General features: G+C 72.6%; 17 protein-coding genes and 1 pseudogene. 11 read left to right on the plus strand and 7 right to left on the minus strand.

Annotated elements, in window-relative coordinates:
• Positions 1–107 precede the first annotated feature (107 nt).
• Positions 108–1,418 (minus strand): extracellular solute-binding protein, encoded by a 1,311-nt coding sequence (locus R6Y94_RS23755; protein ID WP_318398116.1) that lies wholly within the window; start codon positions 1,416–1,418, stop codon positions 108–110.
• Between the two features lie 585 nt (positions 1,419–2,003).
• Positions 2,004–2,549 (minus strand): plasmid pRiA4b ORF-3 family protein, encoded by a 546-nt coding sequence (locus tag R6Y94_RS23760; protein ID WP_318398117.1) that lies wholly within the window; start codon positions 2,547–2,549, stop codon positions 2,004–2,006.
• A 149-nt stretch (positions 2,550–2,698) separates the two neighbouring features.
• On the opposite strand from R6Y94_RS23760, the gene R6Y94_RS23765 reads away from it, so the two are divergent.
• Positions 2,699–3,442: a pyrimidine reductase family protein gene (locus R6Y94_RS23765; protein WP_318398118.1), complete on the plus strand. Its 744-nt coding sequence runs from the start codon at positions 2,699–2,701 to the stop codon at positions 3,440–3,442.
• Between the two features lie 88 nt (positions 3,443–3,530).
• On the opposite strand, the gene R6Y94_RS23770 is transcribed toward R6Y94_RS23765, so the two are convergent.
• Positions 3,531–5,012, minus strand: coding sequence for a glycerophosphodiester phosphodiesterase (locus tag R6Y94_RS23770; protein ID WP_318398119.1), 1,482 nt, complete (start codon positions 5,010–5,012; stop codon positions 3,531–3,533).
• 235 nt (positions 5,013–5,247) lie between these two features.
• Between R6Y94_RS23770 and R6Y94_RS23775 the strand changes: the two genes are divergently transcribed.
• The 9 genes from R6Y94_RS23775 (at position 5,248) to R6Y94_RS23815 (ending at position 17,202) form a co-directional block, all read left to right on the plus strand.
• Positions 5,248–7,005 carry an ATP-binding protein gene (locus R6Y94_RS23775; RefSeq protein ID WP_318398120.1) on the plus strand — a complete coding sequence of 586 codons (1,758 nt, stop codon included), beginning with the start codon at positions 5,248–5,250 and terminating at the stop codon, positions 7,003–7,005.
• 377 nt (positions 7,006–7,382) lie between these two features.
• On the plus strand, positions 7,383–8,528 hold the full coding sequence (locus R6Y94_RS23780; RefSeq protein WP_318395088.1) for an exonuclease SbcCD subunit D: 1,146 nt from the start codon (positions 7,383–7,385) through the stop codon (positions 8,526–8,528).
• Positions 8,528–11,011 (plus strand): SMC family ATPase, encoded by a 2,484-nt coding sequence (locus R6Y94_RS23785; RefSeq protein ID WP_318395089.1) that lies wholly within the window; start codon positions 8,528–8,530, stop codon positions 11,009–11,011. The genes R6Y94_RS23780 and R6Y94_RS23785 overlap by 1 nt, the downstream gene beginning before the upstream one ends.
• Entirely contained in the window at positions 11,008–11,979 is a 972-nt protein-coding gene (locus R6Y94_RS23790; protein ID WP_318395090.1) for a hypothetical protein, read from the plus strand. The genes R6Y94_RS23785 and R6Y94_RS23790 overlap by 4 nt, the downstream gene beginning before the upstream one ends.
• 75 nt (positions 11,980–12,054) lie before the next feature.
• Positions 12,055–12,912 (plus strand): fused MFS/spermidine synthase, encoded by an 858-nt coding sequence (locus R6Y94_RS23795; protein ID WP_318395091.1) that lies wholly within the window; start codon positions 12,055–12,057, stop codon positions 12,910–12,912.
• Positions 12,913–13,078: 166 nt separating this feature from the next.
• Positions 13,079–13,771 (plus strand): sigma-70 family RNA polymerase sigma factor, encoded by a 693-nt coding sequence (locus R6Y94_RS23800; RefSeq protein WP_318395092.1) that lies wholly within the window; start codon positions 13,079–13,081, stop codon positions 13,769–13,771.
• The gene (locus R6Y94_RS23805) at positions 13,768–14,520 is read left to right on the plus strand and encodes a zf-HC2 domain-containing protein (RefSeq protein ID WP_318395093.1); all 753 of its coding nucleotides are present in this window, start codon (positions 13,768–13,770) and stop codon (positions 14,518–14,520) included. Before R6Y94_RS23800 ends, R6Y94_RS23805 begins: the two co-directional genes overlap by 4 nt.
• A gap of 421 nt (positions 14,521–14,941) precedes the next feature.
• Positions 14,942–15,586: a hypothetical protein gene (locus tag R6Y94_RS23810; RefSeq protein ID WP_318395094.1), complete on the plus strand. Its 645-nt coding sequence runs from the start codon at positions 14,942–14,944 to the stop codon at positions 15,584–15,586.
• Between the two features lie 632 nt (positions 15,587–16,218).
• Entirely contained in the window at positions 16,219–17,202 is a 984-nt protein-coding gene (locus R6Y94_RS23815) for a Pecanex-like protein 1 (RefSeq protein WP_318395095.1), read from the plus strand.
• Between the two features lie 319 nt (positions 17,203–17,521).
• Here the strand turns inward: R6Y94_RS23815 and R6Y94_RS45275 are convergent.
• Positions 17,522–18,732, minus strand: a pseudogene (locus R6Y94_RS45275) (RNA-guided endonuclease InsQ/TnpB family protein); the annotation flags it as partial.
• 166 nt (positions 18,733–18,898) lie between these two features.
• On the opposite strand from R6Y94_RS45275, the gene R6Y94_RS23830 reads away from it, so the two are divergent.
• The gene (locus tag R6Y94_RS23830) at positions 18,899–19,819 is read left to right on the plus strand and encodes a DNA-3-methyladenine glycosylase 2 family protein (protein WP_318395096.1); all 921 of its coding nucleotides are present in this window, start codon (positions 18,899–18,901) and stop codon (positions 19,817–19,819) included.
• Positions 19,820–19,977: 158 nt separating this feature from the next.
• Here R6Y94_RS23830 and R6Y94_RS23835 read toward each other — a convergent pair whose 3' ends face one another.
• The 3 genes from R6Y94_RS23835 to R6Y94_RS23845 form a co-directional block, all read right to left on the minus strand.
• Positions 19,978–20,478: a DUF1990 domain-containing protein gene (locus R6Y94_RS23835; protein ID WP_318395097.1), complete on the minus strand. Its 501-nt coding sequence runs from the start codon at positions 20,476–20,478 to the stop codon at positions 19,978–19,980.
• Positions 20,479–20,719: 241 nt separating this feature from the next.
• A complete protein-coding gene (locus R6Y94_RS23840; RefSeq protein ID WP_318395098.1) occupies positions 20,720–21,166 on the minus strand; it encodes a hypothetical protein in 447 nt (148 codons plus the stop codon).
• 139 nt (positions 21,167–21,305) lie between these two features.
• A complete protein-coding gene (locus tag R6Y94_RS23845; RefSeq protein WP_318395099.1) occupies positions 21,306–21,860 on the minus strand; it encodes a hypothetical protein in 555 nt (184 codons plus the stop codon).
• Positions 21,861–22,264 lie beyond the last annotated feature (404 nt).

A 22,264-nucleotide genomic window follows, 5' to 3' on the forward strand; every position in this document is an offset into this window, starting at 1 on the left:
GGGCCCCGCGGGCGCCCCGCGGGGGGGCCCCCCCCCGGGGGGGGGGGGCCCCCCCGCGCCGGCCCACGGGCATTCCTCACCCGTGGGCACGGCAGGTCACCGGTCGACTAGCTGGTCGCCTTCTTGGCCTCGTCCATCGCCTTCTTCCAGGCGGCGGCCGAGCTGAGCTGGCCGCGCTCGGCTGCCTGCATCTGCGGCTCGACGATGGTCTCCCAGACCTGCTGGTGCTTGGCACCGAGGAAGACCGGCTTCATGTTCTTCACGCTCTCGCCGAAGATCTGGCCGATGGGGGCACCGCTGAAGTACTCGCTCTTCTGGTCCTTGAACGCCGGGTCCTCGATGGCGGCGATGTCGGACGGCATCGCCGCGGCCTCCTTGAACGCCGCCAGATGACCCTCCTTGCTGGTCAGGTACTTGGCCAGCAGGGCCGCCTCCTTCGGATGCTTGGTCTGCGCCGGCACTGCGAGGTAGGAGCCACCCCAGTTGCCGCTACCGCCGGGGACCTTGGCGATGTCCCACTTGCCGGCGTTCGCCGGACCGGACCGCGGCTTGATGACGCCCTCGGTCATCCAGGCCGGGCACGGGATGGTGGCGAACGCCGAGTTCTTGAAGGCGGCGTCCCAGTCGGCGCTCCAGCGCTGCGCCTTGGCGGTCAGCCCGTCGGCGGCCATCTGGAGGCCCATGTCCCAGGTCTGCTTGATGACCGGGTTGGTGTCGCCGATGAACTTGTTCTCCTTGTCGAAGAAGAACGTCTCCGAGTTCTGCATGATGTACGGCTGCATCAGGCTGGTCGCGCTGTCCAGCCAGGCGGCCTTGGCCCTGCCGCTGGCCTTGAACTCCTTGCCCAGCGCGATGTAGTCCTGCCAGGTGGTCATCCGCTTGGACACCTCTTCACGGTCGGTCGGCAGACCGGCCTGCTCGAAGAGGTCCTTGCGGTAGCAGATCGCGAGGCCGCCGACGTCGGTACCGAGACCGATCAGCTTGCTGCCGTCAGGAGTGAGGGCGTTGTTCCACTTCCACTCCGGGAAGGTGGCCTTCATCTCGCCGGCACCGTGGTCGAGCAGGTTGACGAACTTGTCATGGTTCTGCACGTACCCCAGCAGCACACCCTCTTCGAGCCCGACCACGTCGCCGGCACCGCTGCCCGCGGCGAGCCACTGCACCAGCTTCGGCTGGAAGTCCCGCAGCTCGCCCATCTTCTGGTGCTCGACCTTGATGTTGGGGTTGGCGGCCTCAAAGTCCTTGATCGCCTGGTCGTAACCGAAGTTCTGGAAGGTCTGCAGGACCAGCTTGACCTGTCCCCCTTCGCCGGTGGACCCCTCGTTGTCGCTCTTGCTGCACGCCGTGCTGCCGAGAGCCACGCCCGCGGCGAGCGCGGCGACCGCGACGGTGCGGAGCCGGCGCCTGATGACGCTCATCCCTGACCCCTCTCAGGTGGGTAATTCGAGTTGTGGTGGTGGCGGAGATTCGTGTGTCCAGCGGTGCTGCTGGTGCTGGCTTGTTCCGGTGGCGCTTAGGTGCGTGTGTCCGCCCGCCGACGGCGCCGGGCTCAGTGCCCGGCGCCGTGCGATGGGGATTCGGTGTGACGCCGCGTCAGCGATCGTGTGGCCTCGGCCACAAATCGCCGGGAGCGCTCCCATGAGATTGCCGGGGCGTTTCGGGGGTGTCAATGGGCATCTGGGAGCGTTCCCATTTCGTTACCGTCGGCGCTGGGTCACTCACCCGCAAAGCGGGGCGTTATCCCCGAGGTAACGGGCGGGCCGACGTCGGGCCAACCGCCGGGTAGCCAGATCCGTCCCGGCAAGCGATCTCGACACCCGAGCGGTCCCGCACGGGCGCGCGGCGGCCGGCGGCACGCTGGCAGCGGAGGCGACGACGGCACGACGCGACGCGGCCGGCGGCGGATCAAGCGGTACCCGGTCCCACCCGGCATCGCTCCACAGTGGCCGGCGGCCGGCTCGGTACGCCCCGGCGTTCCCGGCCACCGACGGGCGTACCCGGGGTCAGCTGAGCCAGCGGGCCAGGGTGCTCGCCCGGTCCGGGTCGAAAGTCGACGGATCGAAGGGCCGGCCGAGCCAGTCGCGCAGCGAATCGTGCTCCGGATGGGCCGGGTCGGCCATCGCGGCGAGGAACCGCCGGTAGCCGAACGGGCCGCCGACGTCCTCCGGCGGGCAGGCCCCCGCACCGGCGGAGCAGACCGGATAACGCTCGTCGGGATCGGCGCCGAAGACGTCCTCGACGATCACGTCGTGTTCCCACCAGTCGCCGAAGTCGTAGGTGTAGAGGAAGCGACCGCCCTTGGTCGCCACCGCGTCCAGCCGGGTGTCCAGCTCGTCGCGGAGCGTCAACTCCCCCTCGGCATCCGGCACCCCGTACTGCACCCCGTCGATGTCGAACGAGTGCAGGTGGCAGTTCTGCCAGCCCAGTACGGACTGGAACACCCGGTGCACCCGGTCCAGCGTGTAGCCGCCCGGCACCAGCACCCGCCGCCAGACCGGCGGTGTGACGTCGGCGAGCGACACCTTGAGCTGGAAGATCTGACGGCGCATCGTCTCCCACCCTCTCGGCATAGGCTTACCGGCATGATCTGCCGAGCCTGCCGGGACAACAGGCACGACGACTGCCGGGGCCGCAACTGGTGCGACTGCCAGCACCGTACCCCCGCACCCGTCCCTCCGGTCACCGGTCCGGCCAGCGAATGACCGGGAATGTCGGAATAACCCGGCTGTGGCCTGAGCCGGCGGCGACGGCCCTGGACGACCCGGCGCTGATCGCACTCTATCCGCGCCTCGACCGCCCCCACCTGCGGATGAACTTCGTCGCCAGCATCGACGGGGCGGTGGAGCTGGACGGCCACTCCGCCGGGCTGTCCAGCGCGCCCGACAAACGGGTCTTCGGTCTGCTACGGATGGTCTGCGACGCGCTGCTGGTCGGCGCCGGCACACTGCGGCACGAGGCGTACCGGGCGCTCCGGCTCGACGAGCGGCGCCGGGCCTGGCGCCGGGAGCACGGGCTGGCCGAGTACCCGACCCTGGTGGTCGTCTCCCGGGCACTGAACCTCGACCCGGAGTCGGCGGCCTTCGCGGACGCCCCGGTCCGGCCGGTGGTGCTCAGCTCCGAGCGGGCCGAGGCGCCGGCCGGGCTGGCCGACGTCGCCGAACTACTGCGCCACGGCGAGGAGCAGGTCGACCTGGCCGCCGGCCTGGCCGAACTGCACCGCCATGGGCACGGACAACTACTCAGCGAGGGCGGGCCACACCTGTTCGGCTCGCTGACCGCCGCCGGCCTGCTCGACGAGGTCTGCCTGACGGTGGCACCGATGCTGGCCGGTCCGGGCGCCGGGCGGATCACCGCCGGGCCCACCACCAGGCCGCACGGGATGTCGCTGCGGCACGTCCTCGCCGCCGGCGACGAGCTGCTGCTCCGGTACGTCCGAAGCTGAGTCCCCGGCTCCCCGGCCTCCGGCCCCCGGCTCCTGCGGCGACCGCGGTGGTGCCCCGGATCGGCACCCGGGGCACCACCGGTCGTGGCTAACCCCGGGCGGCGTTCCAGCCGACCAGTTCGGCCGGGCGGTTGGTGATGATCCCGTCCACGCCCAGGTCGTCGAGCTGGCGCCAGCCGGCGGGGGTGTCCACCGTCCAGACCATCAGCGCGATCCCGGCCCGGTGCAGGTCGACGACGATCCCCGGCCGGGTGAGCAGCGCCGCCGAGGAGGGGTTGTAGGTGGTCAGGCCGAGTTCGGCGGAGATCGCCACCGGGTCGGCGTCCAGGGTGCTGCGGAGCAGCCCGAGCGGCAGCTCCGGGGCCAGCTCGCGGGTGTACCGCAGCACGGCGACCTCGAAGCTCTGCACGAGCACCCGGTCGGTCATCTGCTGCTCGCGGACCACCGCGACGATCCGGGCGACCTCGGCCCTGCTGTGCGCACCCTTGATCTCCAGCACCAGCCGGCCGCCCCGGGTACGCAGGTCCGCCAACTGCTCGGCCAGGGTCGGCATCCGTACCCCGGCGTAGTGCGGGGCGAACCAGGAGCCCGCGTCCAGCGCCTTGAGCCGGGTACTGGTCAGCGAGCGGATCGCGCCGGTGCCGTCGGTGGTGCGGTCCACGGTCGCGTCGTGCAGCACGAACGGCACGCCGTCGCCACTCGGCTGCACGTCGTTCTCGATCCAGTCCGCGCCACCGCGCCGGGCGATCTCCTGGGCGACCAGGGTGTTCTCCGGAGCGGCCGCCGAGGCGCCCCGGTGGGCGATCACCGCGACCGGGCTGCCCGGCGGCCGGAGCAGGGCGCTCGGGGCCAGCTCGGTGATCCGGACGTCGTCGAAGGAGACGGTCGCGCCGTTGACGAAGAGCGCCTGGCCGGCCGTACCGGAACGGCGCAGGCTGCCGGTGCGCAGCATCTCCCGGCCGTCGAAGGACCACCGGGCCTGGCCGCCGTGCACCTCGACGGCGACCCGGACGTCCCGGCCGGTACCGGCGGCGGTCGGCGCGGCGCCGGTATCGGTGACGTTCCAGGCGTTCGCGGTGGTGCGCTCGGCGAACTCCAGCCCGTTGGCCGCGGTGGTGCCGCTGCGCATGGTGGCGATCCACCACGGGGTCGCCCCGGTCGCCGGTACGTCCAGGCCGAGCGCGGCCCATCGGGTGCTCGCGGTCACGGACTCGAAGCGTACGGTCGCCTCGAACCGGAAGTGCGTCAGGTACGCCCCGAAGGTGACCTTGTTGTTCTGGCTGGAGCTGGCCGAGGTGCCGTAGAGCCGGCCGTTCTGCACCCGCCAGGTGCCGTCGACCGCGCGCCAGCCGGCCGGCAGCGCGCCGCCGTCGAAGTTCTCCGACACGTGCACCCGGCCCGGCTCGGCGGCGGCCGGCGCGGGGTCGGCGGTGGCGGCGGTGGCGGCGGCTCCGACGGCGGCGAGCAGCAGCGCGGCCACGAAGGCCGTGGTACGCCGGCTCCGGCCGCCGCCGCGCCCGACCGGTGCCGGCGTGTTGCCCGGGCCGGTGGGTGGATTGAGGGTCATCATGGCGCAGGAGGCTAGTCGGGCACCGGGAGCGGACCGCCAAGATCTGGTTAATGCGCCGCAAAGCAGCCGTGTACGACCGAGCGCGGGACGAACCCGACGACCACCCGGCCGCACCGCCGCGCCGCGTTGGCACGGTGTCGTACTAGTGAGGCAGGATGCGACTCGTGTGTCTTGACCAGATTCTCACCTTGACCGGGGCGGCACCGACCGGGGCGACACCCAGCGGAGTGGCGCGGTGACCGACAGCCCACCCGAGGCTCCGGGTGCGGCGGTCGGCCGGGTGCTGGGCACCGCCGACGCCACTCCGTTGCAGTTCTGGACGGCGGTCACCCCGGGCAGCTACCTACAGCTCGACGACGTGGTGGTGACCCGGCGCGAGCTGCCCGACCGGGAGCCGGTCACCATCGCCGGGGTGGTCACCCAGGTCCGCGCCCGGCACGAGGGGGCGCAGTTCGACTCCGACGTCTTCGCCATCGCCGACGGCACCCTGCCCGCCATGGTGCAGGAGGCGGCCGAGATCACCACCACCCGGGTGGACCCGGAGTTCTACGTGCCGCCCTCCCCCGGCGCGGTCGTCTACCGGGCCGAGGGCGAGGCCCGCTCGGCCGCGCTGCACTTCGACCGGATGGAGCGCCGGGTGCCGATGGGGATCGGCCGGGACGGCGTGCCGGTCTTCCTGAACGCCGACTTCCTGGACGGCAGCCGGGGCGCGCACGTCTCGATCTCCGGCATCTCCGGGGTGGCCACCAAGACCAGCTTCGCCACCTTCCTGCTCTACTCGGTGTTCCGCTCCGGGGTGCTCGGCGGCGACGCGGTGAACGCGAAGGCACTGATCTTCAACGTCAAGGGCGAGGACCTGCTCTTCCTCGACCACCCGAACAGCCGGCTCGACGCGGCGACCACCGAGACGTACGCCAGGCTGGGGCTTTCCGCCGGGGCGTTCCCGGACGTCCGGGTCTACGCCCCGCCGCGGGCCGGCGACTCCTCCGGCACCCCGGACGTGAGCAGCCGGCTCTCCGGGGTGGACAGCTTCTACTGGACGCTGACCGAGTTCTGCGCCGACCGCCTGCTGCCGTACGTCTTCGCCGACGCCGACGACGAGCGCCAGCAATACACCATGGTGGTGCACTCGGTCGCCGCCCACCTGGCCCGGTACGCCCAGCCCGCCGACGGCGGGGTCAGCGTCGACGGGGTACGGATCAACTCCTACCCCGACCTGGTCGACCACATCGTCGAGCAGCTCACCGACGACGAGACCCGCTCGGAGTGGGCCGGCAGCGCAATCAACATGGGCACCGTCAACGCCTTCGCCCGGCGGCTGATCGGCAGCAAGAAGGACCTGGCGAGACTGATCCGGGGTGACCTGGCCACCCGCCGCCCGCACAGCGTGAACACCGCCGAGAGCGCCCAGGTGACCGTGGTCGACCTGCACAACCTGCCGGACCGGGCGCAGCGGTTCGTGGTCGGGGTGACCCTGAAGACCGAGTTCGAGCGCAAGGAGAAGGCCGGGACCGCCAAGCCGCTGCTCTTCGTCGTCCTCGACGAGCTGAACAAGTACGCTCCCCGGGAGGGCTCCTCGCCGATCAAGGAGGTGCTGCTCGACATCGCCGAGCGTGGCCGCTCGCTCGGGGTGATCCTGATCGGGGCGCAGCAGACGGCCAGCGAGGTGGAGCGGCGGATCGTCACCAACTCGGCCATCCGGGTGGTCGGCCGGCTCGACCCGGCCGAGGCGTCCCGCCCGGAGTACGGCTTCCTCCCGGCAGCGCAGCGCCAGCGGGCGCTGCTGGCCAAGCCGGGCACGATGTTCGTCAACCAGCCGGACATCCCGGTGCCGCTCTGCCTGGACTTCCCCTTCCCGGCCTGGGCGACCCGGGTCTCCGAGGCCGGCGCCGCACCGACCGGGACGCTCCGCTCGATCACCCAGGCCGCCGACCCGTTCGCGGTGGTCGGCACCCGGTCGGGCGTGCTCTCCGACGACGACATCCCCTTCTAGGTACCCGTGAGCGCGAGGAGTGAGCCGGTCTTGCGAGCCCCGCAGTCGCGAACGAACGGAAACGCCGTGAGCGCGAGGAGTGAGCCGGTCTTGCGAGCCCCGCAGTCGCGAACGAACGGAAACGCCGTGAGCGCGAGGAGTGAGCCGGTCTTGCGAGCCCCGCAGTCGCGAACGAACGGAAACGCCGTGAGCGCGAGGAGTGAGCCGGTCTTGCGAGCCCCGCAGTCGCGAACGAACGGAAACGCCGTGAGCGCGAGGAGTGAGCCGGTCTTGCGAGCCCCGCAGTCGCGAACGAACGGAAACGCCGTGAGCGCGAGGAGTGAGCCGGTCTTGCGAGCCCCGCAGTCGCGAACGAACGGAAACGGAGTCCGGCGGCCGTGAAGATCCTGCACACCTCCGACTGGCACGTCGGCAAGGTCCTCAAGGGACAGTCCCGGATCGGCGAGCACCGGGACGCCCTCGCCCAGGTGGTCGAGGTCGCCCAGGCCGAGTCCCCCGACCTGGTGATCGTCGCCGGTGACCTCTACGACACCGCCGCGCCGACCCCGGAGGCGACCCGGCTGGTCACCCGGGCACTCTCCGCGCTGCACCGCACCGGCGCCCAGGTCGTGGCGATCGGCGGCAACCACGACAACGGGCCGGCCCTGGACGCGCTGCGCCCGTGGGCCGAGGCCGCCGGGGTGGCGCTGCGAGGCAGCGTCCGGGACAACCCGGCCGAGCACATCATCGACGGCAGCACCGCCGACGGCGAGGCCTGGCGGCTGGTCGCGCTGCCGTTCCTCTCCCAGCGGTACGCGGTCCGCGCCGTCGAGATGTACGAGCTGACCGCCGCCGAGGCGGTCCAGACGTACGCGGACCACGTCGGGCGGGTGCTCGGGCGGTTGACCGAGAGCTTCGACTCCCCCGACCGGGTGCACCTGGTCACCGGGCACCTGACAGTGGTGGGCGCCCGGACCGGCGGCGGTGAGCGGGAGGCACACACCGTACTCAACTACGCCGTACCGGCCTCGGTCTTTCCGGGTGGGGCGCACTACGTGGCGCTGGGGCACCTGCACCGGGCGCAGCAGGTGCTCGGGCCGTGCCACATCCGCTACAGCGGCAGCCCGCTCGCGGTCGACTTCGGGGAGGAGGAGAACCGCCCCTCGGTCAGCATCGTCGAGGTGGGTACCCGGACGGCCGCCCGGGTCCGGGAGGTGCCGATCACGGCGGCGGCGCCGCTGCGCACCGTACGCGGCACCCTGGCCGAACTCGCGAAGGTCGACGACCGCACGGCCTGGCTGCGGGTCTACGTCCGGGAGGCGCCCCGGGCCGGGCTGCGCGAGGAGGTACAGGATCTGCTGCCCCGGGCCCTGGAGGTGCGGATCGACCCGGAGATGTTGCCGGCCGCCGGTGCGGGCCGGGCCGCGCAGCGGGCCGGGCGCTCCCCCCGGGAGCTGTTCGGCCACTACCTGACCAGCCGGGGCCAGGCCGACGACGGAGTACGCGAACTGTTCGACGAACTCTACGAGGAGGCGACCAAATAGTGCGCCCGCTCCGGCTCGACCTGGCCGGCTTCACCGCCTTCCGGGACGCCACCACCGTCGACTTCACCGACGCGGACTTCTTCGCCCTGGTCGGGCCGACCGGTTCGGGCAAGTCCAGCGTGCTCGACGCGATCTGCTTCGCGCTCTACGGCACGGTGCCGCGCTGGGGCGGCGCCCGGGGCATCGCCAACGCGCTGGCGCCGTCGGCGAACGAGGCCCGGGTCCGGCTGGTCTTCGAGTCCGCCGGCGCACGCTACGTCGCGACCCGGGTGGTCCGGCGGGACAGCCGGGGCAACGTCAAGACCGGCAACGCCGGACTGCAACTGATGCCGCCCGGCTTCGACGTGACGAAGCTGGACACCGGGCTGAGCCCGGAGGACCTCGGTGAGGTGGTCGCCGGCACCCCGGCCGAGATGGACGACGCGGTGCTGGAGGCGGTCGGGCTGCCGTACGAGCAGTTCACCAGCTGCGTGTTGCTGCCGCAGGGGCAGTTCGCCGACTTCCTGCACGCCAGGCCGGCGACCCGGCAGCAGATCCTGGTCAACCTGCTCGGCCTCGGGGTCTACGAGGAGGTGCAGAAGCGGGCGACCGCCCGGGCCGCCAGGGCCGACGCCGCGCTGGAGGCCGTCGACCGGGTACTCGACGGGCTCACCGGGATCGACGACGAGGCGCTGGCGACCGCCGCCGCCCGGGTCGACGCGATGCGCGAGCTGGCCGACGGCGTCGACGCCGCCGTACCCGAGCTGCGGGCCGCTCGTACCGCCGCGACCGAGGCGGAACGCGCCCTGGCCGCGCTCGACGCCGAACTCGCCGAGCTGGCCCGGGTCCGGCCGCCCCGGGACCTGGCGGTGGTCGCCGAGGCCGTCGAGACCGCCCGGGAAGCGGCGACCGAGGCGTCGGTGGCGGTGACCGTGGCCGAGGAACGCGAGGAGAAGCTCCGGGGCGAGCTGGCCGGCGCCGGCGACCCGGCGGCGCTGGGGCTGCTGCAACAGGCGCACACCGAACGCAGGCAGGTGGCCGGCGAGGCGGCGACGCTGGCCGGCGCGCTGGACTCGGCCGGTGCCGACCACGACGCGGCGGTGGCCGCGCTGGAGGCGGCCCGCGCCGTTGCGGAGCGGGCCGGTGCGGAACTGGAGGCGGCCCGCACCGCCTACCAGGAGGCGCAGACCGCCGACCGGGCGGCGGCACTCCGGGCCCACCTGCACGCCGGGGCGCCCTGCCCGGTCTGCACCCAGCCGGTGACCGAGGTACCACCGCTGCCGGCGGGCTCGGCGGTGGCCGCCGCGAAGCAGGCCGGCGAGGCCGCCCGGGCCGCCGCCGACACCGCCAACCGGCTGGTCGCCGAGCGGGACCGGGCCGCCCGGGACCTGGAACGCACCCTCGACCAGGCCCGGGCCCGGCACGAGCAGCTCACCGCCCGGCTGGCCGACCTGGACGCCCGACTGGCCGACTCACCCGGCCCGGCCGCGCTGCGCGAGCGGCTCGAACTGCTCGCCGGGCTCCGCCGCGACCTGGAGGCGGCCGGCGGGGCGGTACGGGCGGCCCGGGAGGCCGCCCGGCGGGCCCGGGCCGGTGTGGAAGCGGCCGAGGAGCGGCTGCGCGGCGCCTGGCACGCCTTCGACACCGTCCGGGACGGGGTGGCCCGGCTCGGCCCGCTGGCCGCCGACCGGGCCGACGTGACCGCCGCCTGGGCCGGGCTCGCCGGCTGGGCGGCCCGGGCCACCGAGGAGCGGCACGCGCGGCGGGCCGGCGCCGCCTCGGCGGTGACCGAGGCGCACCGCGGCGTCGAGGCGGTGGCCGAACGGATCGCCGCGCTCTTCACCGCCGTCGGGCTGGACCGGCCGGCCGCCGACGCCGACCCGGTCCGGCTGGCGGTGGTCGCCGTCGAGCGGGCCGAGGCCGAGCAGCGCCGGCTGGTCGAGCGCCGGGAGCAGGCCCGGGAGCTGACCGAACAGCGGGCCGGGCACGAGCGGGAGTCCCGGATCGCCAAGGCGCTCGCCGGGCACCTGCGGGCCAACAACTTCGAGCGCTGGCTGCTGGCCGAGGCGCTGGACATGCTGGTCGACGGCGCCTCCCGGATCCTGCGCGAACTCACCGACGGGCAGTACGACCTCGCGCACGACAAGGGCGAGTTCTTCGTGCTCGACCACCACGACGCCGGGCTGCGCCGGGCGGTCCGGACGCTGTCGGGCGGCGAGACCTTCCAGGCCTCGCTGGCGCTGGCACTGGCGCTCTCCGAACAGCTCGCCGGGCTGTCGACCACCACCGCCAGCCTGGAGTCGATCGTGCTCGACGAGGGCTTCGGCACGCTGGACGCGGCCACCCTGGACACCGTCGCCGCCACCCTGGAAAATCTCGCCGCCCGGGGCGACCGGATGGTCGGGGTGGTCACCCACGTACCGGCGCTGGCCGAACGGATTCCGGTCCGCTTCGAGGTACGCAAGGACGCCCGCAGCTCCCGGGTGGAACGGACCGGCCGGTGAGCGCCCGGCTCTTCGTCGACACCTGGGATCCGGCCTACGGCGCCTCGTTCGAGGCGGCCGGTGGACCGGCGGCACCGAGCAGTGCCCAGGTCCAGACCGACATCGAGCTGCCCGCCGACGAGTGGCGCCCGCTCACCGCGCCGGACTCGGTCGAGCCGCCGGACGTGGTACTGCTGGTCGACGGGGTGCGGCGGATCGACGCCAGCGTCTGGACCGAGGAGCCGGACGGCAGCTCGTTTCCCGGCCTGGCCGCCTCGTACGCCGCCGGGGTGGTCCGGTGCGACCTGCGCCGGGGTGCCGCCGAGCTGGCCGGTGCCGAGGTGGAGCGGGGACTCTTCACCGCCAGCCCGTCCGCGCAGGACGTGGTCGCCGGGCAGATCCGGTACGCCGTACACCGGCTCAGCGGGACCGGTGAGCTGGGCAAGCTGCCGGCGGCGGTCCAGGGGCCGCTGACCGCGCTGGAGGTGAAGGTCTCCGGCGCGGTCCGGGACGACGGCGACCTGCTGGTGGTCGACGGCCCGCTGCGCAGCCGGCGGCAACTGCCGCGCACCCTCGGCTACATCAAGACCCAGCACAGCCAATACCTGGACGCCCGGCACACCGCGCTGGTCACCGGGCTGGCGGCTCGGGAACGCTCCCCGGTCTTCCGGCTCGGTACGGCCTGGGGCGGCTACTCCTGGTACCTGCGGTTACCCGGCTCCGGGCGTGGCCCGTGGGCCGGGATCGTCCGGGTGGAGTGTTCCGCCGAACTGGCCGAGCAGCAGGCGATCGAGCTGGCGAACCTCTCCCTTGTCACGCTGCCGAAGTTCGCCTCCACGCCCTACAAGGACCCCCGGGCCCCGCAGAACCTGATCCCGATCGCCGGTCTGGAACGCCGGCTGCGGGCCCGGCTCGGCGACGGCCGGCTGCTGCACCGTGCCCTGACCCTGGCCACCGTCCGGGCCGCCCCGCCGGCATACACCCGCTGACGGGGGCGGTGTGCGGAAGGGCTCCTTCCGCCGACCCCCACCCCGACCGGCGAGTCCGGCGGCCATACTTCAGCGGTGGGACGGAAACGGCGGGCCGACGCGTTCGCGGTGAAGGTGGCGGGCGGCCTGGCGGAGCTGCGCCCGGATCCGGACCGGCCGGGCTCGTACACCCTGCTGGTCGACGGGGCGCCGCAGTCGCACGTCGACCTCGCCGACCCGACCCACCTGGAATTCGAGTACGTCCGCCGGATCGCCATCGTGCTCGACCTCGTCGCGCCGGCCGGCGAGCCGCTCCGGGTACTGCACCTGGGCGGCGGGGCGATGACGGTGCCCCGCTACCTCGCGGCCACCCGGCCCGGCTCGACGCAGCGGGTCGTCGAGATCGACGCGGCCCTGGTCGACCTGGTCCGCGAGAAACTGCCCTGGCCGGCCGACCCCCGGCTGCGGGTCCGGGTCGGCGACGCCCGGGAGGTGCTCGGCACGATCCGGGACGGCGACTACGACGTGGTGGTGGCCGACGTCTTCGCCGGTGCCCGCACCCCGGCGCATCTCTCCTCAGTGGAGTTCGCGGCCGAGGCGGCCCGGGTACTTCGCCCCGGCGGCGTGCACCTGGTCAACGTCGCGGACGGCCCGCCGCTGCGGTACGCCCGCGCCCAGGTCGCCACCGTCCGGGCCGTACTCCCCGAGGTCTGCCTGATCGCCGACTCGGCGGTGCTGCGCGGCCGCCGGTACGGCAACCTGGTGCTGGCCGGCAGCCGGGCCGAACTGCCGGTGCCGGAGCTGGTCCGGCGCACCGCCGGAGACTGGTTCCCTGGCCGGGTGCTGGCCGGCGCCGACCTGGACCGCTTCACCGACGGTGCCCGGGCGGTCACCGACACCGCAGCCCGGCCCTCCGCACCGCCCCCACCGGGCAGCTTCAACATCGCCATCTAGTTGGACACATCGGATGAACGGTCGCCCGGAGCACAGATCCCGGCACAACTTCTCCGAGCTGCGTTGATCCGGCCCGGGCCGGAATCCGTACTTCTCGGCGGCGGGATCGACCGGGCCCCAGGCGGGGGGCCGGCTCACGCGCCTTCGACGCGGAGGTATGGGTGGGATGCAGGCGGTAGCCGGCGGATGGTATGGCGACACGGTCATGCCGGGGCGAATGTGCGCCACCTCGCAACGCCGGGCAATTCGGTACCGGAAAAGTCTCGACGCGCGGCCAACCGGACGGAATGATGGGCCGGTGACATCGCGACCGGCTGCCGGCCGCCACAATTCGACCCCCGCCGAGACGCGGCACTCCGACGAGCTCGTTCGCGTGCTCTACGAGGAACATGCCAAACCTCTGCTGATGTTCGTCCTGCGGCTGACCGGCGGTGACCGCCAGCGCGCCGAGGACGTCGTGCAGGAGACGCTGTTGCGCGCCTGGCGCAACGCACATCGGCTCGGCACCCACGGCCAGTCGTCGCTGCGGCCCTGGCTGGTCACCGTCGCCCGGCGGATCGTGATCGACGACCACCGTAGCGAGCAGGCCCGCCCCGCCGAGACGTACGACCGCGATCTCGAGGCGTTCTCCGAGTCGGACGACACGGACCGGGTGCTGCGAATGATGACCATCACGGACGCACTGCGCACGCTGAGCCAGCCGCACCGGGAGGTGCTGGTGGCGACGTACTTCCGGGGGCGCACCGTACCCGAGGCGGCCGAGGAGTTGGGGCTGCCGCTCGGCACCGCGAAGTCCCGGGTCTACTACGCGCTCCGGGCACTCCGCGCGGCCCTGGTGGAGCGGGGGGTGACCGAGTGAGCGCCGAGATCCACTGGGACGTCGCGTCGTACGCGCTCGGCGTCCTGGACGAGCGGGACACCCTCCGCTTCGAGGAGCACCTGGCGAGCTGCCCGCAGTGCGGGCTGGAGCTGGAGTCGCTGCTGCCGGTGGTGGACCTGCTGGGCGAGGTCGACGGCCACGAGCTGATGGTGGCCGAGCGCGCCGAGACCGACGGCCAGCTCTTCGAGCGGGTCGTGGCGGCGGTCGGTGCGGACCGGCGGCGGGCCCGCAGCCGCCGGCTCTACAGCCTCGCGGCCGGAGTGGTCCTGGTGGCGATGCTGACCGGCCTGGCGCTGTTCACCGGGACCCGGATCGCCGATCCCGGGACGACCGCGCAGCCGCCCGGCCCCGGCACGGTCACCACCAGCCCGGGAGCCACCGGCCGGCCCGCGCCGACCGGCGAGCGGTTCACCGCCACCGACCGGGACAGCGGGGCGCGCATGGAGGTGGTCCTGGGCTCGACGCCCTGGGGCACTCGCATCTCGTACGCACTGAGCGGCGTTTCCGGCCCGAAGGAGTGCCGGCTGGTGCTGATCCACAAGAACGGGGAGACCGAGGCCCTCTCCAGTTGGAAGGTGCCGCCCGGCGGCTACGGCACGGCGGCCCAACCCAACCCGCTGATGCTGGAGACCGCCACGTCCACCGGCTCGGACGACATCGGTCAACTCCAGGTGCAGGTGATCGACGACGACGGCTCGGTGGACCCCCTGGTCACCGTACGGGCCTGACCGAGCCGTACGGGCCTGACCGAGCCGTACGGGCCTGACCGAGCCGTACGGGCCTGACCGAGCCGTACGGGCCTGACCGAGCCGTACGGGCCTGACCGAGCCGTACGGGCCTGACCGAGCCGGGCGGGCCGCTGACACCGTAGGCGCGCGCCCGGAGTCCCCGCCCCGATCCGGAGGCGCCGGACACGCATGGTCCCGGCGTCACCACGCCTCGGATAATTGCGCGCCCGAATAGGGTCACGGACCCAGCACGGGTTTGCCGAGCGGCCGGAAAGCACGTGGCCGGGACGGCTCTTGATTTGTACGTACCGCACCGGGCAAGAGTTCAACGTATCGCTGTGAAATTGTCCACTGCAAATAGCTCATCCGGGCGGCCGAGACGGCCGTACTTTCCGGCAACCTGTCCAGCAGAGGAGGGGACGTGGCACCGACGAAGCGCACCGGCGTCGTTCTGGCCGGCGCGGCGCTGGCCGCGTTGACGGCCTGCGCACCAGCGGGAACCACCCCGGAGAACAACACCGTCGGCAACGCGAAGCCGGCGGCGAACGCGGCCGCCGAGCCGACCGCAGAACCCACCGCCGAGCCGACCCCGCAGCCGGTCGAGGTGGCCGATGTGGACGTCACCGCCGGCCTGGTCGGCAAGCGGGTGCCCCGGATGGGGCAGGTGGTGACCGACGACAAGGGCTGGGTGCTCTACCGCTTCGACCGGGACTCGGCGAAGCCGCCGACGACGACCTGTGCCGGCGAGTGCGCCCGGGTGTGGCCGCCCGCGCTCACCAACAGCAAGCCGAGCCTCAAGGGCGTCGCCGCCGACAAGGTCGGCACGGTCACCCGGCCCGACGGCACCAGGCAGATCACCATCGGCGGCTGGCCGGTGTACCGCTACATCGGTGACAAGTCGCCCGGACAGTGGAAGGGCCAGGGTGTGGGCGGTACCTGGTTCGTGGTGACCCCGACCGGCACCAAGAACCTGAGCTGCCTGCCGACCGGTACGCCGAAGCCGGTCGCCCCGCCGCCAGCCGACGCCGAGGAAGGGGAACAGGAACAGGGCCCGCTGAGCTACTGACCTTCCACCACACGGTGCTGCCCCACAGACCCGGCGGCCGGCCGTTGCCAGGGTAGGCGCGGTCGGTCGCCGCCGTGATCCCGGACGCGGCGCGCGGCAACGGTCGCCGTCCGGCTGTGACGCCGGCCCTGCTCCGGGGTCGGCGTCGCGGCCTGTCCGGCCCGACCGGCCACTGCGGACGCTGCGGAGCATGAGCGACACCCTCCGGCGACCGACCCGACGGCCTCGCCGATGGTTCGCCCCCCGAAACATAATTTCCTTTTAAGTGGACCTCAAGAGATCCCTATCTTCTCTACCACGGTTTGACTCTCAGCCAACGCATTCCGTACGGTTTTTTTCGCACCGTTACCGGCTGAATATTCGGAAAGGCGGGAAGATGGAGACGATATACGGGTTGCCCCGCGGCGACCACGATCGTCCGTCGCTTCGCCGATCTCCGTGGCCAGCGCCGTGCCCGGTGACCCCCGCCGGGTCGACAGCGCGCCGATCGCCGGACTTCCGGGCCCGCGCAGTCGACGGCCCGCCCAGCATCCCGCCCCGCCCGACGACCTCCTGGCCGTCGGCACCACCAGCCTGGTCCCGCTGAATTCCGACCTTGCTGACCGAACCCTCTAAGGAAGAGGTGGCACCACGTGAAGAACACCCCCGTCCGCTCCTCACGGCGGCGCTCGAACCGACCACCACGCAACAAGCGCCTGATCGCCGTACTGGCCACGCTGGGCGTGTTCGGCGCGATCATCACGGTGACCCAGGTCTCGAACGCCGGCACGTGGGGCCGGGGTCGGCCGCCGGCCGCCAAGCCCTGCCCGACCGCTCCGGCCCCGGCGACCTCCGCGCCGTCGACGAGCGCCCCGGGCACGGCTAACCCGTCCTCCTCGGCGGCCGCGACGGGCCCGGGCACGGCGGCGAAGCCGCAGACCCGGTCGTACCACGACCACGGTGCCATCCAACACCCCGGTGACGGGCAGGAGCCGGGCACCCTGGCCCAGCGCGGCCGCCCCGGCAGCGGCGGCACCAACTGCACCCCCAGCCCGGGTACCAGCGGCACCCCAGCCCCGGGCAACCCGGCCGCGCTCGAGCCGCTCGGCGCGGACTGCTCGGACAGCGACCTCACGGCGCACGACGGCTTCCAGAACGGCCCCCGCTGCGTCGGCACCGCGTTCGGTGAGGTCGGCGCCCCGGAGCAGAACCCGAGCCTGCTGATCACCCGGGCGCCGAACTCGGTCCGGGTCAACCAGCAGTTCACGCTCCAGGTCAGCACCCGCAACCTGGTCCGGGACCGGTTCCTGCCGGCCGGGCAGGGCGGCTACTACAAGGAGAGCTCCTTCCTCACCGAGGAGGGCCTGGTCCGCGGCCACTTCCACTCCGCCTGCCGGATGCTGAGCAGCAGCCGTACCGCACCGGACCCGGCGCCGGTCCCGGCGTTCTTCGTGGCGACCGAGGACGGCCGGGGCGGTGCCCAGCCGGACAGCGTCACGGTGACCGTGCCGGGGCTGACCCAGCGGGGTACCGCGCAGTGCGCGGTGTGGGCCGGCGACGGCTCGCACCGGATCCCGATGATGACCCGCGCCAACCAGGTGCCGGCCTTCGACGTAGTGCGGATCACCGTCCGGTGATCCCGGCCGGCTCCGGCCGGCAGGCGGCCGCAGCGGTGTAAACGCTCCCGCCACAACCCGCACCATCCGGCGGTGACTGGTCCCCAACCCCCGCCGCCCACCAGGTGAGTCCGGCTGGAGAGCCCGAGAGGAGGAGACCGGATCGGACCGCACCTGACACCGCTACAGGCCGGACGGCACCGGAACGCGCACGGGCGTTCCGGTGCCGTTCTCCGTATCCGGGCTCGGGCCTGCCCAGCCCGGCGCCCGGACAACCGTTCCGGGCTCTGCGGTCCCCCGCGCATGAGTGGCAGAGTGTCCGGTTGACTTACTCCCCGCCCTAAAGCTGAGGGACGGGGATTCCCTGGGTCGCCCCAGAGGTTTCCTGTTTCCCAGCCGACCGCAGAAGGGAGGACCCTTGCTGTCTCACATCAGCTCCGCAGGCATCGCCGAGATCGCTCTCGGCTACGACTCGACCAGCCGCAATGATGTTCTTGGCGGCGTTGATGTCCCGGTCGTGCCGGGTGCCGCAGTCGGGACACGCCCAGTGGCGCGTCCCGAGGGAGAGCGTGGTGGGCAGGTGCCCGCACACCGAGCAGGTCTTCGAGCTGGGGTGCCAGCGGTCGACGACGACCATGGTGCGACCCGCCCGCTGCGCCTTGTATTCGAGCTGGCAGCGGAACTCGCCCCAGCCGCAATCGGAGATCGCCTTCGCGAGGGACCGGTTGCGGACCATGTTCTTCACGGCGAGGTCTTCGACGGCGATCAGGTCTGCGGAGCGGACCAGCCAGGTGCTGGTCTTGTGCAGGAAGTCGGCGCGGGCGTTACGAACCTTGCGGTGGGCGGCGGCGACTTTCGCTCTGGCCTTGCGCCGGTTCGCCGACCCGCGTTGACAGCGGGCCATGCGCCGCTGGTAACGGGCCAGGTTCCGCGCCTTGCGCTCCAGGTGTCGAGGGTTGGCGATCCGCTCGCCGGTCGACAGGACGGCAAGTCCTTCACGCCCAGGTCGACGCCGATCTCGGCACCGGCTGGACCCACCGGGGCGGGCTGGTCGACGTCGACGGCAAGGGTGGCGTACCAGCGCCCGTCGGTGTCGCGGGAGATCACGACCATCGTCGGGTTCAGGGTGGCCAGGTCGATGTTCGGCCACGACCACACCAGGGCGAGCGGCCCGTCGGTCTTCGCGATGTGCAACGCGCCGGCCCTGATCCGAAACGCGGACCGGGTGTAGTGCACCGGCTGGCGGCCGTGCCGGGACTTGAAGCGGGGGTAGCGGGCGCGGCCGGCGAAGAAGTTAACGTAGGCGGTGTGCTGGTGGCGCAGCGTTTGCTGCAACGGCACGGAGGACACCTCGGACAGGAAGGCGAGTTCGGTCGTCTGTTTCCAGCCGGTCAACGCGGCGTCGGTCTGTCGGTACGAGGTGCGCTCGCCGCGCTGGTGGTAGGCGACGTGCCGGGTGGCGAGGGTGCGGTTCCAGACCAGGCGTACGCAGCCGAAGGTGCGGTTGAACACCGCCGCCTGTTCGGGGGTCGGGTAGACCCGACACTTGTACGCCGTACGCATGTTCGAATGCTTACACGAGGAGAGGCTTGAGTAACGCGACACGCCGCAGGCCAGCGGGCTTCGCCCTCGGACCGTCCCGGCTCCGCCGGGCCACTCCTGGCGGAGTCCGGATTTCTCCCCGCCTTGCAGGACGGGGCATCCTCCGGAGGATCCGGTGACCGAAACCGGGCCGACCGCGAGCCGGCTGCTGCGCCCGCCGGAGCGCTATCACCTCGACGGCTCGGTCCGGTCGCTGGCGATGGGGGCACACGACCCCTGCGCCCGGTTCGTCGACGGCACGTTCTGGTGGGCCACCCGCACTCCGGACGGGCCGGGGACGCTGGCACTGCGCCGGGTCGGGGGCGACCTGCTCGCCGACGGCTACGGGCCGGGCGGCGGCTGGGTGGTGGACCGGGCCGACGCGGTGGCCGGACTGCGCGACGAACTGACCGGCTTCGACCGGCTCGCCGCCGGTCACCCGCTGGTGGCCCGGCTGGCCAGCACCCACCGAGGGCTCCGGCTACCGGCCACCGGGCAGATCTTCCCGCGGCTGCTCCGGGCGATCCTGGAGCAGAAGGTCACCGGAAAGGAGGCGTTCCGGGCGTACTCGGCGACCGTGCGCCGGTTCGGCGTACCCGCCCCCGGCCCGCTGCCCCGGCTCTGGGCCCCGCCCGAGCCGTCGGTGATCGCCGGCCAGCCGTACTGGGTGTTCCACCCGTTCGGGGTGGAGCAGCGGCGGGCGGAGACGCTGCGGCGGGCGGCTGCCGAGGCGGACCGGCTGGAGCGCTGCACCGACCCGGTCGAGGCGACCCGCCGGCTCACCGCCATCGCCGGGATCGGCCCGTGGACCGCCGCCGAGGTGGTCCGGATCGCCTTCGGAGACCCGGACGCGGTGAGCGTCGGCGACTACCACATCCCGAACACGGTCGCCTGGGCCCTGGCCGGCGAGGTACGCGGCGACGACGCCCGGATGCTGGCCCTACTGGAGCCGTTCCGGGGCCACCGTGGCCGGGTCTGCGTGCTGCTGGAGGCCGGCGGTCACCACGCGCCCCGGTTCGGCCCGCGGATGCCGCTCCGCTCCTTCGCCCGGTTCTGACCCACCGACGGTCCTGGCGTCCGCACCGCCGACGGTCCTCGCTGGTCCGCACCGCCGACGGTCCTGGGGTCGGTCCGCACCGTCGACGGTCCTCGCTGGTCCGCACCGCCGATGCTTCCCGGGGGCAGCCTCCGCCCCGCGTCGTCCGCCCTTCGCGGTCAGCCGGCGGCCAGCCGGCGTAGTACCGACGCGCAGCGCCAGGCGTATCCGCGCTGGAAGAGCGGCAGCAGCGGGCCGGCGGCCCGGGTCAGCGGGCTGGCCGGTCGGCTGAACGCGGTGACGGTGAACCAGGTTCCGCCGTCGTCGGCGCGCTCGACCAGGAACGCCTCCTCGCCCCGTACCGGGTGTCCGGGGAGGGTGCCGTAGCCGAAGCCGGCCCGCTGGTCGTCGCGTACCGTCCAGACCACCTCGCAGGGCGCGGCCAGCCGGAGCCGGCCCAGCCCGAGCCCGGCGGTGACCGTGCAGCCCGGCTCGGCCCGGGGCGCGCTGGCCTCGATCCGCACCCCCATGGCCCGGTGCATCCGCCAGCAGAGCACCGCCTCGCCGGCCACCTCGAACGCGCCCGGGGGCAGGGCGGCGCGGTAGCGCAGGTGCCGGTAGCCGGCCGGCAGCCGGCCTGTGCGGGTGGCGCCGACCTCCGGATAGGTCAGTCCGGGCATTGCCTGCCGCCTCCTCGCAGCGGTACCCGCCGGTGGGCCACGGGTACGGCGTCGGTTCCGTCGGGCAGCCTGATACTCCACCCGTACCTGCGTGCATTGGTATTTCCGCAGATGAACGGCATGATCGGTGCTGTGTCGGTGCCGATAAGCCAGCTGTTGGCGTCGATGTTATGCACCGGGCTGAATGTCCGTTTCGGACAGGACGCAGCCGGCGACCTCGGTTGCCGTCAGGTACCGTCAGTCAACAGGACGCAGCCGGCGACCTCGGTTGCCGTCGGGTACCGTCAGTCAACCAGACGTACCCACCCCGGGCCTCATCAGGGGTGAGGAACGCCTCCGGGCCCAACAGCACGCCGTACTCTCCCGTGAACAGGTCCGGGGTTGTCCCGACCAGCGACACCACCTCGCCCGCGTCACGGAACACGAGAAGATTGGGCGACGACAGGTAGCGATTGCCCTTCAGGCCACTCTCGCCGACCACGTTTTCGATCTCCGGCTTTGTTGCACCCTCGCTGAAGAGCGCGACCTCGTCCCACTCCACGCTCGTGAGGTCGCGGACCAGGACCGGCTCGCCGTTCTTCGCCACCCCGGCAATCGCCGTGTCTATCGCCTCCTCGAACTGAAGTGCCGGCAGGTCCTGCGATCCCGCCGAACCGCAGCCCGCAAGCAGCAGGACCGCCACGGCCATCGTCGACACGGTCCTCCGCTTGTCACCTGCGCCCATCGGTCCTCAGCTCTCGTCTTTCCACTCCGGGTCCTTCCTGGCAACTGGTTCGCCCTTTCCGGAACGCGCGGAGCGGCTCATTCGCTCGCGCTGGATCAGCGCGCTATATCACCAGGGTGTCGAACCGGCCTTCCCGACGGCGGACGTGCCCACGCCATCCCGCAAGCAGTGCGATGAAAGTCCAGCCGATGCCACCGAGGACCAGCGAGCCCAGGGTGCCGCTGGAGTCGACCCGATCGGCCTCCTCGAGCGCGACCACCCCGTCCGGGTCGGTGAGTACGGTTAGGGTGTCGCCGATGCGGTAGCCAGGGTTGCTGCCCTGATAGGTCAGTGGCTCGTCGAGCGGACCGTCGTCGCCCCGGAGCGTGAACGTGTGCCGCTTACCGGCGACCTCGGCGTCGACGATGGTTACCTCCTGGCGGACGCCGCGCTGCTCCAGCGCCAGGTCGGGGGCGAGTCCCACCGATCCCACGAGTACGAACAGGGCGGGAAGGAACGAGAGCAGGGACAGCCACATCGCCCGGTGTAGCAGACGTACGACGACCATGAAGACCAGGCAGAAGGCGAGTCCCGTCACGATCGAAACGACCCTCGACCCGACGGTGGCGTACGCGATGGCGGTGTTCAGCCCGATGGAAGCCAGGCCGAACAGCACCACCAGCGCCGTCCTTCTGGCCGACTTGCCCGCCGTCCAGGCTCCCGCCCACGGGGCGGAACCGGTCGGTGGCGCCCCGGCCGGGCCGAATCGCTGCGAACCGAACGCGGCGGGAGTCTTTCCGGTGAATCGCTGCTCGGCTGGCCGTCCGTGGGCGGACTGGATCCGGCCCGGTGATGCGGGATCGGGATGCACGGCCAAGATCGTAACAAGGGCCACCAACCCACCCTGAACGTGCGGAGGCGCGTCGTTGAGTCTTCGGGTCGCCGCCGCCAGCAGGTGACTTCAACGAGCGGAGAAGCGGCGGGAGCACGGCCGCCGGGGCGCCCGGGTCTATTTCGATCCCGACGACGCGCACCGGGTGTGGTCCGCCTTCGACTGGGACGCGGAGGACTACGACGAGTTCC

The sequence above is a fragment of the Plantactinospora sp. KLBMP9567 genome (assembly GCF_033446045.1).
In the GTDB taxonomy this organism is placed as follows: Bacteria; Actinomycetota; Actinomycetes; order Mycobacteriales; family Micromonosporaceae; genus Plantactinospora.

Excerpts from the sequence above, each read along its gene's own strand:
- R6Y94_RS23755 (WP_318398116.1), bottom strand. The coding sequence starts at position 1,418 with ATGAGCGTCATCAGGCGCCGGCTCCGCACCGTCGCGGTCGCCGCGCTC.
- R6Y94_RS23760 (WP_318398117.1), bottom strand. The coding sequence starts at position 2,549 with ATGCGCCGTCAGATCTTCCAGCTCAAGGTGTCGCTCGCCGACGTCACA.
- R6Y94_RS23765 (WP_318398118.1), top strand. The coding sequence starts at position 2,699 with ATGACCGGGAATGTCGGAATAACCCGGCTGTGGCCTGAGCCGGCGGCG.
- R6Y94_RS23770 (WP_318398119.1), bottom strand. The coding sequence starts at position 5,012 with ATGATGACCCTCAATCCACCCACCGGCCCGGGCAACACGCCGGCACCG.
- R6Y94_RS23800 (WP_318395092.1), top strand. The coding sequence starts at position 13,079 with ATGCAGGCGGTAGCCGGCGGATGGTATGGCGACACGGTCATGCCGGGG.
- R6Y94_RS23835 (WP_318395097.1), bottom strand. The coding sequence starts at position 20,478 with ATGCCCGGACTGACCTATCCGGAGGTCGGCGCCACCCGCACAGGCCGG.
- R6Y94_RS23840 (WP_318395098.1), bottom strand. The coding sequence starts at position 21,166 with ATGGCCGTGGCGGTCCTGCTGCTTGCGGGCTGCGGTTCGGCGGGATCG.